Source organism: Paenibacillus ehimensis NBRC 15659, assembly GCF_004000785.1.
Classification (GTDB): domain Bacteria; phylum Bacillota; class Bacilli; order Paenibacillales; family NBRC-103111; genus Paenibacillus_G; species Paenibacillus_G ehimensis.
In genome coordinates, this window is record NZ_BILX01000033.1 from 1 (window position 1) to 18,931 (window position 18,931).

Annotated in this window: 14 protein-coding genes and 3 tRNA genes; 16 read left to right on the forward strand and 1 reads right to left on the reverse strand. The window is 51.3% G+C overall.

The genetic code is table 11. The features are described 5' to 3' along the window. Positions 1-6 precede the first annotated feature (6 nt). The 16 genes from PEH01S_RS19150 (at position 7) to PEH01S_RS19220 (ending at position 18,345) form a co-directional block, all read left to right on the forward strand. Positions 7-801, forward strand: a complete 795-nt coding sequence (locus tag PEH01S_RS19150) for an ABC transporter ATP-binding protein (protein WP_127487524.1) — start codon at positions 7-9, stop codon at positions 799-801. Then, positions 779-1,864 (forward strand): efflux RND transporter periplasmic adaptor subunit, encoded by a 1,086-nt coding sequence (locus PEH01S_RS19155; protein WP_164827944.1) that lies wholly within the window; start codon positions 779-781, stop codon positions 1,862-1,864. The genes PEH01S_RS19150 and PEH01S_RS19155 overlap by 23 nt, the downstream gene beginning before the upstream one ends. After that, the gene (locus PEH01S_RS19160; protein ID WP_127487454.1) at positions 1,864-4,761 is read left to right on the forward strand and encodes an ABC transporter permease; all 2,898 of its coding nucleotides are present in this window, start codon (positions 1,864-1,866) and stop codon (positions 4,759-4,761) included. Before PEH01S_RS19155 ends, PEH01S_RS19160 begins: the two co-directional genes overlap by 1 nt. A 4-nt stretch (positions 4,762-4,765) precedes the next feature. Continuing rightward, positions 4,766-5,644 (forward strand): ABC transporter ATP-binding protein, encoded by an 879-nt coding sequence (locus PEH01S_RS19165; protein WP_127487456.1) that lies wholly within the window; start codon positions 4,766-4,768, stop codon positions 5,642-5,644. A gap of 137 nt (positions 5,645-5,781) precedes the next feature. After that, positions 5,782-7,251 (forward strand): ABC transporter substrate-binding protein, encoded by a 1,470-nt coding sequence (locus tag PEH01S_RS19170; RefSeq protein ID WP_025853348.1) that lies wholly within the window; start codon positions 5,782-5,784, stop codon positions 7,249-7,251. A gap of 68 nt (positions 7,252-7,319) precedes the next feature. Continuing rightward, positions 7,320-9,542, forward strand: coding sequence for a hypothetical protein (locus PEH01S_RS19175; RefSeq protein WP_127487459.1), 2,223 nt, complete (start codon positions 7,320-7,322; stop codon positions 9,540-9,542). Between the two features lie 208 nt (positions 9,543-9,750). Continuing rightward, positions 9,751-10,260, forward strand: a complete 510-nt coding sequence (locus PEH01S_RS19180) for a GbsR/MarR family transcriptional regulator (RefSeq protein ID WP_127487461.1) — start codon at positions 9,751-9,753, stop codon at positions 10,258-10,260. Between the two features lie 168 nt (positions 10,261-10,428). Then, positions 10,429-13,530, forward strand: a complete 3,102-nt coding sequence (locus PEH01S_RS19185) for an efflux RND transporter permease subunit (RefSeq protein WP_025853345.1) — start codon at positions 10,429-10,431, stop codon at positions 13,528-13,530. A 58-nt stretch (positions 13,531-13,588) separates the two neighbouring features. Further along, positions 13,589-14,845: an efflux RND transporter periplasmic adaptor subunit gene (locus tag PEH01S_RS19190; protein ID WP_127487463.1), complete on the forward strand. Its 1,257-nt coding sequence runs from the start codon at positions 13,589-13,591 to the stop codon at positions 14,843-14,845. Between the two features lie 31 nt (positions 14,846-14,876). After that, the gene (locus tag PEH01S_RS19195; RefSeq protein WP_127487466.1) at positions 14,877-16,691 is read left to right on the forward strand and encodes a hypothetical protein; all 1,815 of its coding nucleotides are present in this window, start codon (positions 14,877-14,879) and stop codon (positions 16,689-16,691) included. 132 nt (positions 16,692-16,823) lie between these two features. After that, positions 16,824-17,375, forward strand: coding sequence for a phosphatidylglycerophosphatase A family protein (locus PEH01S_RS19200; protein WP_025853342.1), 552 nt, complete (start codon positions 16,824-16,826; stop codon positions 17,373-17,375). A gap of 114 nt (positions 17,376-17,489) precedes the next feature. After that, the gene (locus PEH01S_RS34670) at positions 17,490-17,654 is read left to right on the forward strand and encodes a hypothetical protein (protein WP_010492025.1); all 165 of its coding nucleotides are present in this window, start codon (positions 17,490-17,492) and stop codon (positions 17,652-17,654) included. A gap of 78 nt (positions 17,655-17,732) precedes the next feature. Beyond that, positions 17,733-17,809 (forward strand) — tRNA-Met (locus tag PEH01S_RS19205). Positions 17,810-17,818: 9 nt separating this feature from the next. Continuing rightward, positions 17,819-17,895 (forward strand) — tRNA-Ile (locus PEH01S_RS19210). An 11-nt stretch (positions 17,896-17,906) separates the two neighbouring features. After that, positions 17,907-17,992, forward strand: a tRNA-Leu gene (locus PEH01S_RS19215). Between the two features lie 134 nt (positions 17,993-18,126). Beyond that, positions 18,127-18,345 (forward strand): spore germination protein, encoded by a 219-nt coding sequence (locus tag PEH01S_RS19220; RefSeq protein WP_025853340.1) that lies wholly within the window; start codon positions 18,127-18,129, stop codon positions 18,343-18,345. Positions 18,346-18,446: 101 nt separating this feature from the next. Here PEH01S_RS19220 and PEH01S_RS19225 read toward each other — a convergent pair whose 3' ends face one another. After that, complete coding sequence (locus PEH01S_RS19225) at positions 18,447-18,920, reverse strand: Hsp20/alpha crystallin family protein (protein WP_025853339.1); 474 nt, start codon at positions 18,918-18,920, stop codon at positions 18,447-18,449. Positions 18,921-18,931 lie beyond the last annotated feature (11 nt).

The following is an 18,931-nucleotide window of genomic DNA, read 5'->3' on the forward strand; positions in this document are numbered from 1 at the left end:
GCCGCCGTGCCAGCCGCTCCGCAGGAGATCAGCACCGAGCCGGAAGCTTCGGCCGATGGGGAAGCTGCTGCGGCAAGCGACGGCGCGAGTGTCCTGGTCGATACCAGACCACCCATTGACACGAGTATCCCGCTCCTTACCGTAACGGGAGTGGAGCGTTCATTTCCTGTCGGAGGACAGCAGCTTCATGTGCTCAAGGGAATTAATATGGAGCTGTATCCGATGCAGCTCGTTATGCTGAAAGGCCGGTCCGGCTCGGGGAAAACGACCCTGCTTAACATGATCGGCGGCCTGGACCAGCCGAACCGGGGACAAATCATGTTCAAGGAATACCCGTTCCATGAATGCAGTGATGATCAGCGGACGTACATAAGAAGAAAAGAAATCGGTTTTATTTTCCAATCTTTTGCATTAATGCCTCTTTTGTCTGCTTGGGAAAATGTGGAATTGTCACTGCGCATGGCGAAAGTTCCCCGATCCGAGTGGAAGTCCCGCGTCACCCATTGTCTGGAGCTGGTGGGTCTCGGCAAGCGGATGCACCATCGTCCGTTCGAGCTGTCGGGCGGGGAGCAGCAGCGTGTCGCGATTGCCAAAGCCATCGCGCACAAGCCCAGTCTGCTGCTTGCGGACGAGCCGACGGCGGAGCTCGATTCGCAAATGGGCGCGCAAGTCATGGCGGTATTCCGCGACATTATCCGTACCGAACGCATGACGATTTGCATGACAACGCATGATCCGACAATAATGGAGGTTGCCGACCGTGTATTCGAAATGGTGGATGGAAAATTTATCAGTGGTTAAAAAAACGGGCAGGCCGTTGCTGCTCGTTTGCATCGCCGCATCCCTGGCATTGTCGTCCGGATGCTCGCTGCTGCCAAAGGAGGACGAGGAGGAAGTATTGCCGGCCATTACCCCGCCCCAGCTGTCCAAAAAACCGGAGTATGTGGTCAAAACGGAGACGCTGGAGTTTGACGTTCCTCTCTCCGGGAAGCTGATGTCGACTGTAGAAGAAGATTTATATTTTACGGATGATGCCAACCGGCGGATTAAATCCTTCCTGGTCAAAACCGGAGACAAGGTTGAGCAGGGGCAATTAATCGCCGAGCTCGACGTCACGGAGCAGGAAAACAAATTGAGGCAGAAACGGCTGCAGACGCGCCAGGATGAGTTAAGTATGATCGAAAAGCTGCGCAAAGCCGACGAGACAAGCCCCGAGCAGCTGGAGCGGGATAAAATCGAATTCGAATTGAAAAAAGAAGAAGTTACCACGCTTGAAAAAACGATTGCCGGCGCCAAGCTGACAGCTCCTTATGCTGGTACGATTATCTCGGTTTACATGAAAAAAGGGGATACGGCCAAGGCTTACGATGCCGTCGCCACGATCGCGGATCTGTCTCAGCTTACGGTGGCTGCAAGCATTAGCGCGGATAACTTGACGAAGGTTGCCGTCGGCATGGAGGCTGTTGCGGACATCAACGGCGTAGGCAAGGTCAAAGGCAAAGTGTCGAAGCTTCCGAATCCGAAGGCCGAGAACAACGGCAACAGCGACGGCGGGTTCCCGGGCGGAGGCCAGCAGAGAAAGCCGGATTCGATCGACAACTATTTGCTGATCCAGCTTGACCAATTTCCAGAGGGGCTTGCCCACGGAACGCCGCTCGGAGTGAAAATCATTACCCAGCGCAAGGAGAACGCCGTAACGATTCCGCCAGCCGCTCTTCGTTCGTATTCGGGCCGCAATTACGTGCAGGTTGTGGACGATAAAGGCAACAAGCGCGAAGTGGACGTCGAGATCGGGCTGCAGACGTCAACGTCTGTGGAGATTGTGAAAGGTCTCACGCCAGGGCAGAAAGTAGTGGGACGCTAATGGCGATGCTCCGGTTTTTATTCCGTAAAATGTGGAACACGCGCTGGCTGACGCTCAGCACGCTCGCCGGCCTCATTATGGCCGTCGCTTTTACGACCAGCATCCCGATGTATTCCGACGGCTCGCTCAAGCGCGTCGTGTCGAAATCGCTGGAGGAGAAAAACAACGGGCTTTCCGCCGGTGCCGTCTTGATCCGTTTTCAAGCGTCCGGCAACGAAAAAGCCGATCTGAACGGGTTGAGCGACGTTGATCAATACATAAAGGAAGATTTGCCTAAAGACATCGCGTTTCCGTACGATGCTTATGTGCGGACGTATTCGATTCGCGGCTCGCAAATTACGCCGGAGGATAAGAGCAAGGTCGATCCGAGCAAACGCCGGCAGATGACGCTGATGGCCCAGAACGGCTTGAAGGATCAAGTCGAGCTGACGCAGGGGCAGTGGTTCTCCGAGCAGCCGAAGGACGGAATCATTGAAGCCGTTATTCACGAGGAAGCGATGTTCCGCAACGACCTCCATATCGGCGACGTCTTCATTTATCCGATTAGCGGCGGGAACGGCATTGCTCCGCTCAAAGTGAAAGTGACGGGAACGTTTAAGCCGAAGAACGAGACCGATCTGTACTGGTATCAGGGCATGGAAGGCCTGCTTACGTCCTTTTTCATGAGCGAAGCCGGCTTTAACGATTACGTGCTGAAAAGCAAAAAAATCCCGCTTAGCTTGGCCAACTGGTACTACGCTTTCGATTTGCGGGAGATTAAGACGAGCCAGCTGTCCTCGCTCGAAACGAAGCTGGAACGCTTGGATATCGTCTTGTTCCAAAAGCTCAAGAACACAAGGGTAGATATTTCGTTTATCCCGCTGCTGCAGGAATTTAAGGTGCAGAGCTTGCAGCTGCAAATGCTGCTCTTTACCTTGGCGGCGCCGATGATCGCGATGGTATTCTATTATATCGTCATGAACGCGAGACAATCGCTCGAACGTCAGCGCACCGTCATTGCGGTTATCCGCAGCCGGGGCGGCAGTACGAATCAAATCATCTGGATTTATTTGCTTGAAGGGCTGCTGCTTGGCGCGGTTGCGATGATCATCGGACCGCTGCTCGGCTGGTTTATGGCGAAGAGCATAGGCTCGTCCAGCGGGTTCCTGACGTTCGTCGACCGCAAGGCCGTACCGGTGGGGGTGTCGACCGAAGCGCTGCTATACGGCGTGGCCGCAGTCGTTATTGCTTTGATGGCCAGCGTCATTCCGGCCATTGTCTACGCCAAAGCCTCCATCGTCAGCTATAAGCAGAAGCTGGCCAGATCGGATCGAAAGCCGTTTTGGCAGCGCTGGTTTTTGGATGTGGTGCTGATCGGTCTGGTGGGCTACGGGTACTACCTGTTTCACGACCGGCAGGACTTGTTTAGCCGGACCGGGCTTACGACCGACCAATTAAGCGTGAACCCGCTGCTGTTTTTTATTCCGGCCTTGTCGATCATTGCGCTTGGATTGTTTTTCCTGCGCATTTTCCCGTGGCTGCTTCGCTTTGGCAACTGGCTGGGCAAAAGGCTGCTTCCGGTTCCCGTCTATCTGACGCTGACCCAGCTTTCGCGTTCGTCCACGGCATATTATCCGCTCATGCTGCTGCTCATTTTGACGCTCGGGCTCGGGATCTACAACGCTTCTGCGGCCCGGACGATCGATTTGAACTCGACGGAGCGGGTGCTTTATGCCTACGGTACCGATGTTATTATGAGAGCGGAATGGATCTCCGTATCCGAAGAGCTGCCAGCAACGTCCAACCCGAACAAGGGCGGGCAGGGCCAAGGGCAGGGGCAAGGCGGAGCCGGAGGGAAGAATCCCGGACAAGGAGGCGGCGGTCAGCCTGGAGGTCCGGGCGAAGGCCCTCCGCCGAAAACGCGCTTCATCGAGCCTCCGTTCGAAGTGTTTCGGGAGCTGGAAGGCGTCGAACACGTTGCCCGTGTGCTGCAATCGAAGGGGAACGTGGTCGTTTCCGGCAAGTCGCTCGGACAGGGCATGCTAATGGGCATCGATAACGTCGATTTTGCGAAGGTGGCCTGGTTCCGCAAAGACTTGTACAAAACGCATCCTTACAACTACTTGAATTTGTTGGGGCAATACGAGCAAGCGGTCATCATTCCGACCTCTTTTGCCGATAAACATCATATCAAGGCGGGGGATTTGATCAGTATTTCGGTTTCCAGCCAGCCGGTCGAATTCGTCGTGGTTGCCACCGTGCCGTACTGGCCGAGCCAGTATCCGGATCAAACGCCGTTTTTCATCGCCAACCTTGATTATGTATACGATCAAGGGCCTGTCACACCTTATGACGTATGGATGAAAATGAAGGACGGAGCCAAAGTGGCGCCGATCATTGATGCGCTCAAAGCCAAAAATATCGGTATTGCCAGCGTCAAAGACGTCCGCAACGAACTGATCACGCAGAAAAAGCACCCGGCGCGCGGCGGCGTCTTCGGCATCTTGAGCCTCGGCTTCCTCGTATCCGTTCTTGTCTCGTTGATCGGCTACATTTTATACTGGTTTTTCAACTTGTCCAGCCGGGTCGTTCAGTTCGGCGTGCTGCGCGCCATGGGATTGTCGCGCCGGCAGCTTACGGGCATGCTGCTGCTTGAGCAGCTATTTACCGCCGGGCTGGCCATTGCACTTGGTCTCGGCATCGGCAAACTGACGAGCTACTTGTTCCTGCCGTTCCTGCAAACCGCGGAGAACGTCAAGACGCAGGTGCCTCCGTTCCGTGTTATATTCGATGCGAGAGATACCGATCAGCTGTATGTCGTCATAGCCGTTATGATGCTGACCGGTGCCGGGTTGTTGTTCCTCCATATCAGGAGGCTGCGCGTACACCAGGCCGTGAAGCTGGGAGAGGAGAAATGATGCAGTGATTCATTGCGACGGACTCGTCAAAATATACAAGACCGACGATATCGAGGTCGTTGCGCTTCAAGGGCTGAACATTTCCGTCGCCCAAGGGGAAATGATGGCGATCATCGGAAACAGCGGCAGCGGCAAGTCGACGCTACTGAACATTCTGGGGGGGCTGGACCGCCCCTCCGCCGGCCAGGTGCGCGTAGGCGAATGGAACCTGCTGAAAATAACGGATGATGAGCTGGTACAGTATAAGCGCAAAACCGTCGGGTTCATCTGGCAGAACAATGCGCGTAACCTCATTCCTTACTTGACAGCGCTCGAAAATGTGGAAATGCCGATGATGCTCAGCGGCCAGTACGACCGCGCCTATGCGAAGCAGCTGCTGGAGTGGGTCGGCCTCAAGGAACGGGTCAACAACAAGCTGCAGCAGTTGTCCGGCGGTGAGCAGCAGCGGGTGGCGATTGCCATTGCGCTTGCGAATCGCCCGTCCTTGCTATTGGCCGACGAGCCGACCGGTTCCGTCGATACGCGTACGTCGGATATGATCATGGACATTTTCCGTCATCTGAATTCCGAGCTTGGCGTGACCATCGTTATCGTAACCCACGATATGGCGCTCGCCGGTAAAGTGGACCGTGTCGTCGCTATCCGCGACGGGATGACGAGCACTGAATTCGTCAAGCGCAACCCGAACCTGGACGCCGAAGGCGAAGCGGCGGCATCGCACGGATCGATTCACGATGTCCATGAAGAATATGTCGTGCTCGACCGGGCGGGAAGGCTTCAAATTCCGAGGGCGTATTTACAGGCGCTCGGAATCGAAGGAAAAGCATCGATGGAATTTGACGGCGAGAAAATCATTATACGTACGCCGAAGTCACTGGATTAGGCGTTGAAGCGATGGCAAAGCGAGGGGGATGCCATGCTTCGGAAGATGAAAGACAATCCGAATGCGCCTGTCGATCATTAATCCTGTTGAAACTTCCTTGATTGATACATAGAAACTAATCCGGAGGGATCCTGAGAATGCAAAAATATGTTAAGAAGACGGTAGCTGCATCGCTCTGCGTCGGCCTGATGGCACCGACACTGGTGGCTTGCACGAAATCTGACAGCGGGGACAACAAAACCGAGAAAGTGCTTCGGATCGCAACCAGCATGGGATATGGCGGCGACAACGAGTATTTCCGCCAACGCTTTACCGAATTGTTCGAATTCGCGAATCCGAACATTAAGCTTGAATTCATCTCGACATCGGACGACCGTTATATGTATGGAGGCCGGCCGGATCCGAAAGAGAAGCCGAAAGACCCGATGGATAAACTTAAGGAAGTAATGACAGGCGACAATCCGCCAGATGTCGTAATGGTTGGCTACGATCAGCTGCCGGAGCTGATCAGCAACAATATGCTGAAGCAGCTTGATCAGGACATCGCGAAGGACAAATTCGATACGTCCGATCTCGTTCCTGCCGTCATCGAGGGCATCAAAAAGGCGGGTGACGGCAAAATTTACGCGCTGGCGCCGACCTTTTATTCTTCCGCAATGATCTACAATAAAAAAATATTCGATGAAGCCGGAGTTCAGTACCCGACCGACAAGATGACTTGGGATCAAACGTTCGATCTGGCCCGCAGATTGACGAAAGGGGAAGGGGAGAACCGCAAGTACGGTTTCTCATTCTCACCGCATAACATGGGCGATGATATTTTCTATGCGACACAAATGTATACGGCGCCGCTTGACCTTAAGACTTTCGACGATAAAGGCGAGAAGATGACCGTCGATTCCGATCAATGGGAAAAAGTGTGGAAAACGCTGCTGCAGCTGAAAACCGAGAAAATTTTGCCTGAGCCGGTCGACTTCTCCAAGCGGCGCAACCCTGGGCCCAACGAAGACTTCAACCCGTTCATGGACGACGATTTCTTATCCGGCCGTGTAGCTATGTCCATTATCAGTTATGGCCAAATTAGCCAGTATACGAACGTCATGAAAAATTCGGCGAACATCAAAGGCATCACTCCGTTCGAGTGGGATGTCGTTACGGTGCCGGTACATCAGGAAGCGCCGGAATACGGCGGCAATATCGGTTTGGAAGGGCTGATGGGCATTAACGCCAAAGCGCAAAACGCCGAGGATGCCTGGAAATTCATCAAATTTATCAATAGCGAGGAATGGGCCCGTCTGAAAGCCAGCAGCACCTACAATCTGGTGTCCCGCCAAAAGTACATCAAGCCGAAGGACGGTGCGGAGTTCAATATCAAGGCGTTCACAACATTGCTTCCTGCGCCAAGCCGGGACTACAAAGTTTATCGTGAAAAACCGGGCTTGTACGATGTAGAGCGCCTCGGCTCCCAAAAATTCCAGCAAGTCGTCCAGAATAAGCTGCAGGTGCGCGATGCGCTCAAGCAATGGCAAACGGAAGGCGATGCGATGCTGCAAAAAATTAAAGAGAATCCGAATGCTCAGTTTGATTCGATGATGCAGGGGGGATAAGATGTCCCGTCTCAGCAAGAATGCGAGCAGTACGTTCGGAGTGAAACTCAACAAGGAGGAACAACAAGATGAATTCCAAACGCAAACGTTATAAAACTTGCATAGTTCTGCTGGCCGCCGTACTTGCCTTCGGGTCCGCGCTCCCCGCCTTTGCGGCGGAGAGCGGCGGCACGACCCCGCCATCAGGAACAACGGCATCCATCTCGACGGGGACCGCTCCGGCGATCGGACAGGTAGCTCTTAATGCGACCAGCTATTTCGAGCTTAAAAATGTGGTCATGATGCCGGAGCAAGGCAACAAAACCGTGACGTTCACCGTAGGTGTCCACAATGGAGGGACGACCGACCTGCAGTTCATCGACTACTGGCCGCGGCTGAGGACGAAAAACGGCAACCAAATTTCCGTACGCGTCCTGCCGCAGGACAAGGATAAAAACCGCATACCTGCCAAATCGAGTCAAGACATCAGCTTTTACGCAACGGTGAACGAATCGACGGACCTGAAGGATCTTATTTTTGAAATTATCAAATGGGACTTCAGCATGCCGGAGGCGGATTTCGTGCGGAAAATCGGAGAGGTGAGCGTTCCCGATGATTATTCCGTCGTTACGCCGGCCGGAACAGCGCATACGATTCAAATGGCCAACAATCCGGTCAAAGGCGTCATCAAAAAAGTGTTGATGAGCAAGAACGAGAAAAATTACACTCCGACCATCGTTCTTAATCTGGAGAACATAGGCTCGAAGAGCGTAGCGGTGCCCGGATATCAATATTTGCTTCGTACAAGCGAAGGGTACATGTATCCGCTTGACGCCAAGGCCGTAAAAGATTTGACCATCAATCCGCAAACGAACAAGGATATCGATCTTACGGGCTCCGTCCCGGTCTCCGTCTCAACGGAAGGCTGGCAGCTCGTGATCGTTCAGAACGCGCAGGATTTAAAGCTGAATCTGCCGATTGCTTTCTTCGCTTTGCCGGCCGTATCGGATACGGACGGAGTGGACACGGGCAAAGCCTTCAGCTTCACGAACAAAAAGGGTACTTATACGGCTCAATTGAACACGGTCCAACGGCTGCCTTGGGAAGACCAGGATATTTTGACCGCAGGGTTTACGCTTTCCAATAAAGGTCCCGAAGCGCTTCCGATTCCTGATCTGACAGGGTACTTCAAGCTGGACGACAATGTGAAGGTGGAGGCGAAGCTGGTTCGGACGGACAATGTGATCGGTCTGGCGCCGAATGCGGAAGCTCAATTCCAATTTATTGGCAAAATCCCTTACACGTCGCAGTTCGGCAAGGTGAAGCTTGTGCTGCAAGAAAAAGCGGACAGCGGTAGCAGCGACGGCAAGACAGACCAGCAGACGGCGGCGAACGATTTGCTTGAGTTTGTACACCGCGCGGAGTTGATGAATGTTCCTTATAATAACTTCGGCGAAACGTATAAAGTGACAAGCATCGGCCGAAGCGCGAACTATAAGGTACGTTCTGTTAGGACGTACGGCGGTAAAATGAATGATACTTTCACTGCTCTCCTGGAAGTCAACAATCTAGAAAAACGGCCATCGGATATTACAAAATTGGTTGCTTATTTCAAGACAGCTGAAGGTACATATCCGGCCACCATTTCCGAAATAAAGTCGAAAGTCAATCCGAACGGAACGGCCATGCTGCTGCTGTCCTGCAACGTGGGCAAGGGGGCTCCGACGTCCGGTATGAGTTTATTGATTGGTGAAGCTGTGACCGAAGGGAAATTGACGGAAGCGGACAAAAAACCGGATGCTTATGTAAATGCTGCGGCGTATTGGCTCCCGGAAGAGGATTTCACCGTTCAAGATGGATTTAAAGATATCAATCTCGATCCATATGAACTATCTATTAGCAACATTCGTTCTACCATTGAATACGTCAAAGATTCCGATGTCACGCCAGTCAAGATAAAATTCGATTACAACCTAACAAAAGATTCAATGTTCGTTTCGAATATGGAAGGCCGTCAGTTGATTATTGAGCTTGAAGATTCCGACGGTAAGACAAAAATGAAAAGGGCGCTTGACTTTAAAGACTTTGAGGGTATCTCATCCGATAAGCAAAGCACTACAACTCAGACTGAAACAAAAGAAAAAATGACCGTAGGGGAACATGTAGATTTTGAATTTACGGAGTCCATAAAGGACATAAAGTATAGGATCAATCAGTTGAAAAGCTTTAAGCTTAACCTCTACGATTCGTTCCAAGGGCAAAAGAAATTGATCGCTACCAAAGAGGTCAATTGGTTCGAAACAGCGGAATAATATTTTCACTTTTTTTGGTTGGACGAAACCGTTTCTGTATCAGTTGCGTAAAACTGTGCAGAAGCGGTTTTTTGCTGGGAACTCAACTATTTCTATGATGAATTGGTTAAATGTTCTTTGGGGGGCTTGACAGTTTTTTCAAGACGCTTTATGTTATTTAAGTTAACAACATTCTTAACGATGTTAATCCAAAACCAAGGAGAAGATAATGAGTAAACCGCACCACTCGTTCAGTGAATATAAATGGACGGTCACCCAGCAAATGTCCCGGACTTTTGAATTGGAAGGATTCAGCCCGCTTGTCGGCAAAATATTCGGCCTGCTTTTATTCGCCCCCAAGCCGGTCAGCCTGCAGGAAATCGCCGATCAGCTTGGCGTAACGAAAGCGGCCGTCAGTGTTCAAGTCCGTGCGTTGGAGAAATACTCCATGTGCCAAAAAGTTCCGGTGAGAAGTGACCGCAAAGACTACTATTACATATCCGACGATTTCACACTGATCAGCATGCGGGCCAGCAAGCAAAAAATCGAATCGATTACGAAGCAGTGCGAAGAACTGTTGTTTACCCTTAAAGGAATGTCTCAGATCGATGAGGCGGAAAAAGAATCCTTTGAGGTTTCCAAACGAAGGTTTGCGGAAGTTTCCGCCATGTACCGGATGTTTTTATCGAGATTGGAGGGGATCGAAGAGGAGTGGATCCGATTAAGGGAGCAGCTGTAACGAGATAGACGAAAGACGAAGCGCCCGGATTTTTTTTATGTTATGACTTTTTTCACCTTACAGCCGTTAACGAACCAAGCTATACTGAAAAAAGATTTGTGGAAAATGAAGGGGTAACCGGAAACGCCTCGTCTAAGTAGTCAGCAATCGTAATGGAGGAGTAGAGAGATGAATTCATTAACAAATTTTTCGATGAAGAACATCGCCGCAGTAATCATTATTGTGCTGATGTTGTTTGGCGGCGGTACTTATGCGGCATCCATCTTGAAGATGGAGCTCATCCCGAGTACTACGCAAACGAGGTTCAATATTACCACCCAGTATACGGCTCCTCCTAAAGATGTTTTGGAGCTGGTGACGAAACCTGTCGAGAAAGCCGTGGCGGGACTAGACGGCATTAAATCTTTAAAGTCTACCTCCAGCGACAACTTCTCCATGGTTACCGTTGAACTGCAGCAAGGAAAGAAGATCGAGGATGCCAGAAGGGACGCCGAAGGCTTGCTTGCGAACGTCAAGCTGCCCCAAGGCGCGGAAAAACCGAAGGTTCAGACCTCAAGCGCCGAAGCGAGCGCCATTTACTACCTCTCGGTATACGGCGAGAACAACATGAGCCAGCAGGAACTGGACAAAATTTACAAGGATATCGTCCAGCCGGGCTTTGCAGCCATTAAAGGCGTTGACCGCGTCGAGGGGGTCGGGAATAAAGAAGCGGTTCTGACCTTAAGGATGAACGGCAACGCCATTAGCAGCTACGGATTGACACCGGCACAGGTGTCTCAAAGCATTCAAGCTGCCATTCTGACAAGTCCAGCCGGATTAGTCGACTTCAGTGGGAACACTCAGATGGTGCGCGTCAAGAGCGACCTCAATACGATTTACAGCTTGGAAAACATGAAGATTACGGCGCCGGGAGGACAAACGCTTCTTCTGAAAGACATTGCCAAGGTTGAAGCGATTTCCGAGTCCAGATTCATTTCGCGTCTCGATGGCAAGCCGGCCATCGGTGTGACGATTTACAAAACCAAAAACTCAAACGACGTACAATTGGCTAAGGAAGCAGACGCTTTGATGGCCAAATGGAAGCAGGAATTCCCGAACATTACGTTTAAAACGCTCTTTGCTACATCGAGCATGATCCAGGATTCGATTAACGGGATGGTTAAGGAAGGAGCGCTTGGCGCCCTGCTTGCCTCGATTATGATTTTGCTCTTCCTTAGAAATGTTCGGATGACCATCATTGTTTTGGTCTCTATCCCATTGTCGTTGTTGATCACGCTTCTCATCATGGCTCCGTTGGATATTTCACTCAACATCATGACGCTGGGCGGGATTACGATCGCGATCGGGCGTGTCGTGGACGATAGTATCGTCGTTATCGAAAATATTTACAGCGAGCTCGTGAAAGTTCACGAACGCGGAGAATCGGTCATTAAGAGAGCGACCGCGCAAGTCGCTTCGGCCATTACGTCCTCCACACTTACAACGGTCGGGGTATTTGCTCCAATCGCCTTTGTCGGGGGAGAGCTGGGGGATCTGTTCCGTCCGTTCGCCATCACGCTTTCCGCTGCCTTGATGTCTTCACTGCTGGTAGCTGTAACGGTAATCCCGATGCTTGCCAAGCTGCTCGTGCTGCGTTCCAAAAATATTAAGGTCCACGACGAAACGCAAGTCGGCAAAGTGTCCGGTGCTTATCTGAAAGTACTGAAATGGTCGCTTAACAACCGCATAAAAACGATGCTGCTTTCCTTGCTGGTATTTGTTGTGGCTATCGTAGGTACGATTCCGTTCCTGGCTGTGGAATTCATGCCTTCGAGCGATTCGGATAAACAAATGTTTATTATGATCAAAATGCCTCGGGAAACTTCGCTTGCGTCCAACGATTTGAAAATGAAAGAAATCGAAGCGATGATACGCGAAACGAAAAACGAGGCCGGTGAGCCCGCTTTCGAATACATGCAATCCTATGTAGGCGGCGGTTCTACGGACAATCGCATAGACTACGAAAGTCAATTGATTGGCGCGGCATCGCAGGGAACGAACGCCAAGAAGCTGCTGGATGCAACCAAGGAAAAAATATTGTACCTGCTTCCCAAAGGCTCTGAGGTAAACGGCATGCTGCTTAGCGGCGGCGGACCTGGAGGCGGAGGAGACTTCTCCTATATGCTTAAAGGCGACGACCTGAATCTGCTCACGCAGGGAGCCAAAATGGTGAAGGATAAGCTCAAGGAAATTCCGGAATTCCGCGATATCAAAGACAGCTTGAGCGAATCGAAGAACGAAGTGGAAATCGCAGTAGATCAAAACAAAGCCAGATTATATAACTTGTCTTCCGGACAGATCGTCGAAACCGTTAATTCTTGGCTGAGAGAGGAAAAGATCGGAGATCTCAAATTCGACAATACGACATTCTCCACCAAGATCATGCTCGACAAGAGCTTCAAGGATTCCATTGATAAAATCGGCAACTTCCTGATTAAGACTCCTACGGGAGCAACCGTCAAGCTGAACGAAGTGGCGAAGGTTCGCCAAATCGAGGCTCCGGCATCGATTACCCGGGATCAGCAGGTCCAATACGTAACGGTAACGGCTACGATCGAATCCAGGGACAAGGGCGGCGTTAGTGCCAAAGCGGCCGAAATGCTGAAAGCCGTGGAGCTTCCGTCGGGAGTTCGTCCTGAGGTCAAAGGGGTATCCGACGATATTCAGAAAAACTTCATGCAAATGTTCGTAGCCATGGCCGTCTCCATCTTTATTGTTTATCTGATTATGGTTCTGGCTTTCGGAAATGCCAGTGCGCCGTTTGCGATCTTATTCTCTCTGCCGCTTGCGGCGATCGGAGGCTTGCTCGGCTTGCTCGTCAGCGGCGAATCGCTCAACCTTACCTCACTGATCGGGTTCCTGATGCTGATCGGTGTCGTGGTGACCAATGCGATCGTGCTTATCGACCGCGTGCAGCAGCTGCGGGAAGCGGGACAGTCCGTACGCGACGCGCTTTTGGAGGGAGGCTTATCCCGGCTTCGTCCGATTATCATGACCGCAGGGGCTACCATTATTGCCCTGCTGCCGTTGGCCCTTGGATTCTCTAAAGGTGCGCTTATCTCCAAAGGCTTGGCCGTTGTCGTTATTGGCGGATTGACCACTTCGACATTGCTCACGCTGGTCGTTGTACCGGTCGTATACGAAATCATTTACAATACCAAGACCCGACTCGGCCGCTTGTTCAGCAGAAAGACATCGGACTCCAAGTCAACGCCGGTGACGAATGCGTAAGAAAGCATTTTATTCAGATAGATAGAGAGTTCCATAAGGGAAAAAGGAGAATCAGCCCATGAATCCGATCATTTCAAAATCTTTCAAGCAAAGTACCAAAGTGATGGGGGCCGTCGTTATTTCGACGGCGCTCCTCGCCGGCTGCGGCGCCCAGCCGCAAGCTGCACCGACGGCTGCCAATGCCTCGGACCCCCAGCTCAAGACGGTTAAAGTCTCGAAGATTGAGAAGCAAAGAATCGGCGATCCGCAGGAGCAGGTAGCCGATGTCATTTCGTCCATCCAGATTGACGTGGTGACCAAGGTAGGCGGAGACGTCATGGAAGTGTTGAAGAAACGGGGCGATATTGTAGAAAAAGGCGATGTCATTTTCCGTATGGACCCGACAGATGTGAACCTTAAAAAGGAAAAAGCCCAGATTGACGTTTCCAGCAGTCAACAGCAGTTGGAAAAAGCAAGACAAGAATTGGCAAACAGCAAGCAGGAGATGAAGAATGGAATCAAGAAGCTGGAAGATTCCATTAAGGAGACCGAAAAGAACTATAACAAAATGCGTAACGATTACGATATGGGTCTGGTTACAAAATTCCAACTTGAGCAAATGGAAACACAGCTTAACAATCTTAAGCTTGAGCTGGAGAACAGCCGAAACAAGCAGAAGACGCTGGAAACGACGAACTCCTTGGCCCAGTTGGAGCAAGCCGTACAGTCCTCGAATCTCTTGATTCGTGAAGCCGACCGGACGCTCGAAAATATGGAAGTGAGAGCGACGGTAAGCGGCGTCTTAACGGATCTGCCGATTGAAGTGGGAATGTCTTTGAATGCCGGTTTCCAAGCCGGTAAAGTGCAGCAGCTCGATCCGATCAAAATCCGGGCGGAGCTGACCGAGGAAACGGCCAATTTGGTACGCGGCAAGCAGGAGCTGACATTTTACGTCCCGGGCACACTTGACAAGACAAAAGCCAAAGTCAGCTATTTGGCTGACGTGATGAGCGCCAATTCCAAGTCTTACACGTTGGAGCTTGAGTATCCGAACACGGAGCGTAAGCTTAAGCCTGGTATGAAGGCTCAAATTCTGGTGACGGAAGAAGCCGACCAGATGGTAGTGACCGTACCTACAACAGCTATCGTACGCGAAGGCGGAGATACGTTCGCTTTCGTGCTCGTAGGCGATACGGCGGAGAAACGCAAAGTGGCTTTAGGCCGTCTGAACGAAACGATCCAAGAAGTGCTGTCCGGTCTCAAAGAGGGAGAACAGCTCATCATTTCGGGTCAGAACCAATTGAAAGACAAAGAGAAAGTCCAGCTGGCCAAGTAACCCGCAGCTGACCTGACAGGAGGAAAACCAAGTGAACAACAAGCTAAAAAAAACCGTAGCATCCGTCGTTATTACCGCCTCGCTCATGAGCACAGGTTATTCCGCTCTGGCAGCAGAGCCTACAGGAAGTGAGCCTGCGGCGCAAGCTGTCGTAACCTATAAACTGACCGACCTTCTCGATGTGGAAGTCAAGGGCGTATTAAACGAACGAATTCAGGACGGTACCCGTCTCGGTGTCGTCATTCGAATGAAGAATAACGGGACCGGCTCGACGCGGGTACCGGACTACGAACTGCGGTTGAAAACCAGCGAAGGCATCGAATATACGCTGCAGCCAAGCGTTTCGAATGTGAAGTCGATTCAGCCGAAAGCGAACACGGAGCTCAGCTATATGACCGTCATTGACCGCACCGACACCGTAAATCTGGCCCAAGTGAATTGGACCGATGTCGATTACTACGTGTATCCGAAGAAGGAGACGCTGATTGTGGCAGCCCCAATTACAGGGGAGCCTTGGAAGGGCAGCGATACGCCGATTACCGATCCGAGCGCGATTAAGAAGTGGTCCGATTCCTTTACGATCCCGACCTTAACCTCGCCGATTCAATATACGCCGGCGGCGATCAACAAGGAGTCGACGGAAAAGGGTACCGTATACGTCGTGCAATTGCTTGCTTATAACCCTTCGAACCAGCGCGAAACGATTCCGGCTTTTACAGTAGACGGCAAGGCGGCGGGAAAAGTATTTTCCGGAAGTCTGGTAGAGCAAGGAAACGTCACGTTGGAAGCGAAGGAAGAAAAATACATTCACTTTGCGATTCCGACAGACCAAGATACGATCTTGACCAGTCTGAACGTGCTGACGCCTGAAAAATTTGCTGTAGCAGGCGCAGCGGGGATCGGCGGAGGCGCAGGCAGTGCAGGAGCCGGGGCAGGCGGTGCGGCTGGAGCAGGAGCGGGTGCCAATGCCGGTGCAGCTGCTGGTGCGGCCGGCGTATATAACGTAGGGCGACTGAACATTTTGCTGCCGTCGCAGCAAACCGGAGAAGCGGTCCTGTCCTATAAGCTCGGCACTCCAATGTCGCTGGACAAACGGAGCCAACTGATTCATCCCGATATGGATGTTTCCGTTATCGAATTCCATATGTTTGACAACAAGGAAGAAGGTTCGAAAACCGTCTCGGCCAAATTCAAGCTTACCAATAAGACGGACCGACCGCTTGCCGTTCCGGCATTTGCGACGGATCTGGTCAGCTCGGACGGTTATGAGTACAACGGCAGCCGTCAAAATATTACGACGCCGAACGTGCTTCCGAATTCTTCGCTCACCGTGAACTACTTCTATACGATCCCGGTTTCCGAAACCGGAAAGGGTCTGTCACTGAAGATCCAAGATACGAAGACGGCTGCTCCGTACAAGTCGACGATTGGCGCTTACAGCATTGCGCTTCAAACCGAGGAGAGCAAGGATACGTTTGCGCTGTATCCGTTTGAGATTAAAGTGAACAACTGGCAAATCGGTACAAGCTTCAATGCCATGGGAGCGAAGAATTACCAGTACAAAGCGAAATTCTTTATGGAAGTCAGCCGTCACGATCAAGTCCAAGTGGATCCGAGCTTCTCGGGACTGCTGTTCGAGCTGTACGATTCTGCAGACCGGTTGATCGGAACAGGCAATGGATCGTTTGTCGGAGCTAACCGTCTGACTACCGGCGAAAACAATATCACCTTTGACGGCAGCACGGAACAATTCGATTACCCGCTGACGGTTCGGATTTACGAACAGTTTACGACGATTGGCGGACAGAAGTCCAAGCGTCTGCTCACAGTACTTAAGCAATCTTAATTCATCATCTTTTGAAGCAAACGAAAGCCGGCCTCTGGGGTCGGCTTTTCCCCAACTATCACCAGTTGTCCCATAGTATGCGAATATGGACCATGGTATAATGATAGCATTTCCATTAAAGGAGCGATTCTCATGAAACGTCAGGTTCACAGCAAAGAAATAAAAGCCGCGGTATATCAAAAGCTGGAGGAACGCGGCGTTACGATGGAAGATATAGCCCTGATCGTCAGAGAAATGCAGCTTCCTTATCATCCTGATTTGACGCTGGAGACTTGTCTCGAATCGGTCCATGCGGTTTTGCAGAAGCGGGAGCTTCAGCATGCGATACTCGTCGGTATCGAGCTGGACGTATTGGCTGAAAAAGGTCTGTTGTCCGAGCCGCTGCAATCGATTATCGAAAGCGACGAAGGGCTGTTCGGATGCGATGAAACGCTGGCTCTCGGGTCGGTGTTCGGGTACGGCAGCATCGCACTTACGACTTTTGGCCATTTAGATAAACAAAAAGTCGGAATTATTAAGCGCCTTGATACCAAAAACGGAAACGGTGTACACACCTTCCTGGATGATCTGGTTGCCAGCATCGCGGCATCGGCATCAAGCCGTCTGGCCCATCGGCAGCGGGATGCGGATGAACGGGACAACGTCGTAGCTTATATTGCCCCGTCGGGAGAAAACGTGGGCTGAAGCCGCATTTTTGTTATATATTGGAGAAGCTTCCTTGTGCAAATAAGGGAGCTTTTTTTGGGTTAAGATACTAACAAAACTTCATCTTCATTCGATAAGCGGAGTGAAAATAATATGAACTGGGTGTATTGGGTGAAATTGTACGACAGCAAGTTTCAAGCCGGGTGCCTGGCCAAGCGGATGGAGGAAGACTGGTGGATTTACGGTTACGAATGTCCAAGCGAAGTCCAGGTGTTCCGCTCCAAAAAAGGCCGTTTCGGCGTCCGCTATACTGTCTAATTTTTTTACTTGACTCCGGCGTTTAAGTTGGTGTATAGTTATCTTTGTCGCTGTCATTATACAGTGTGGATTTTCTGACGCGGGGTGGAGCAGCCCGGTAGCTCGTCGGGCTCATAACCCGAAGGCCGCAGGTTCAAATCCTGCCCCCGCAACCAAAGCTTCAAGGGCCCTTAGCTCAGTTGGTTAGAGCGGTCGGCTCATAACCGATTGGTCGGGGGTTCGAGTCCCTCAGGGCCCACCAAACAGAACTGCGCCGGAGTGGCGGAATTGGCAGACGCACAGGACTTAAAATCCTGCGGTAGGTGACTACCGTACCGGTTCGAGTCCGGTCTTCGGCAGTTCCAGAAAGCAGCAGCATACATAAAGAGTTTTGCTTTGATTCGTTCAGAGCAAAACTCTTTTTCGTTGGAGGAGGAGATTTTTGCTTCGGAGCCTCATATACTTTAGAACACCATCAGGAAGGAGGGCTCCCATGCCTTCGATTATTTTGGCTCCGATCAAAATTACCGGTGCCGACGGGGAAATCATATTTGGCGATGTACTCCAGGTGAACCCGAAAAGCACATCAAAAGCAAACTCGGGTGCGGGTGGCAGCAATACCGGCGATTTCAGCGCAACGTTCTCACTTGTCAGCTTTACCAATAATTTTGATCCGGACATTGCCGATTCCAATAACGCGGCGAATAATTAGGGTACATAGACAAACAGGGCCCATTGGATTACGACCCATACTGTACGTCTCAGACGGCCGTTTCGCGCCGGATTTGGGACGTTTTTGTTTGTGGAAAAGAGCTACATAAACCGGATATTGACGTCCGTATAGGGATGGTCAAGGGGCTGCTTGCGCATGTGCAGCTGAAGAATGCCGTTTTTATAAACGGCTTTGCAGCTTTCCGGTACTATCTGGTTAGCGAGCCGGATCGTTTGCGTTTTGTCGTCCGGCAGTCCTTCCAAATGGATTTGGTAAGGATTGAGCATCAACCGGATTTTGCGAGCTTGTACTTTGTCGGGGATATGGATTTTGGCGATGACATTGTTATGGGTGTCGAAGATTTCTGAATGGAAATGATGCTTAAGCGCCTGGACTTCGACGTTGGGCAATGCCCGGTTTAGAACGTCTTTAATATACCCCTCCACCCAGGATACGGGGTCTCCGTTGTCGCCGCTCAGGGAAGGGGTAGGGAACGGCAGCTTCCCGTTAAAAAACTGCTCGAACTGTTTCCAATTCATATCGAAAAACGAGTTGTTATTTTTGGAATCGCCCATGTTTATCCACT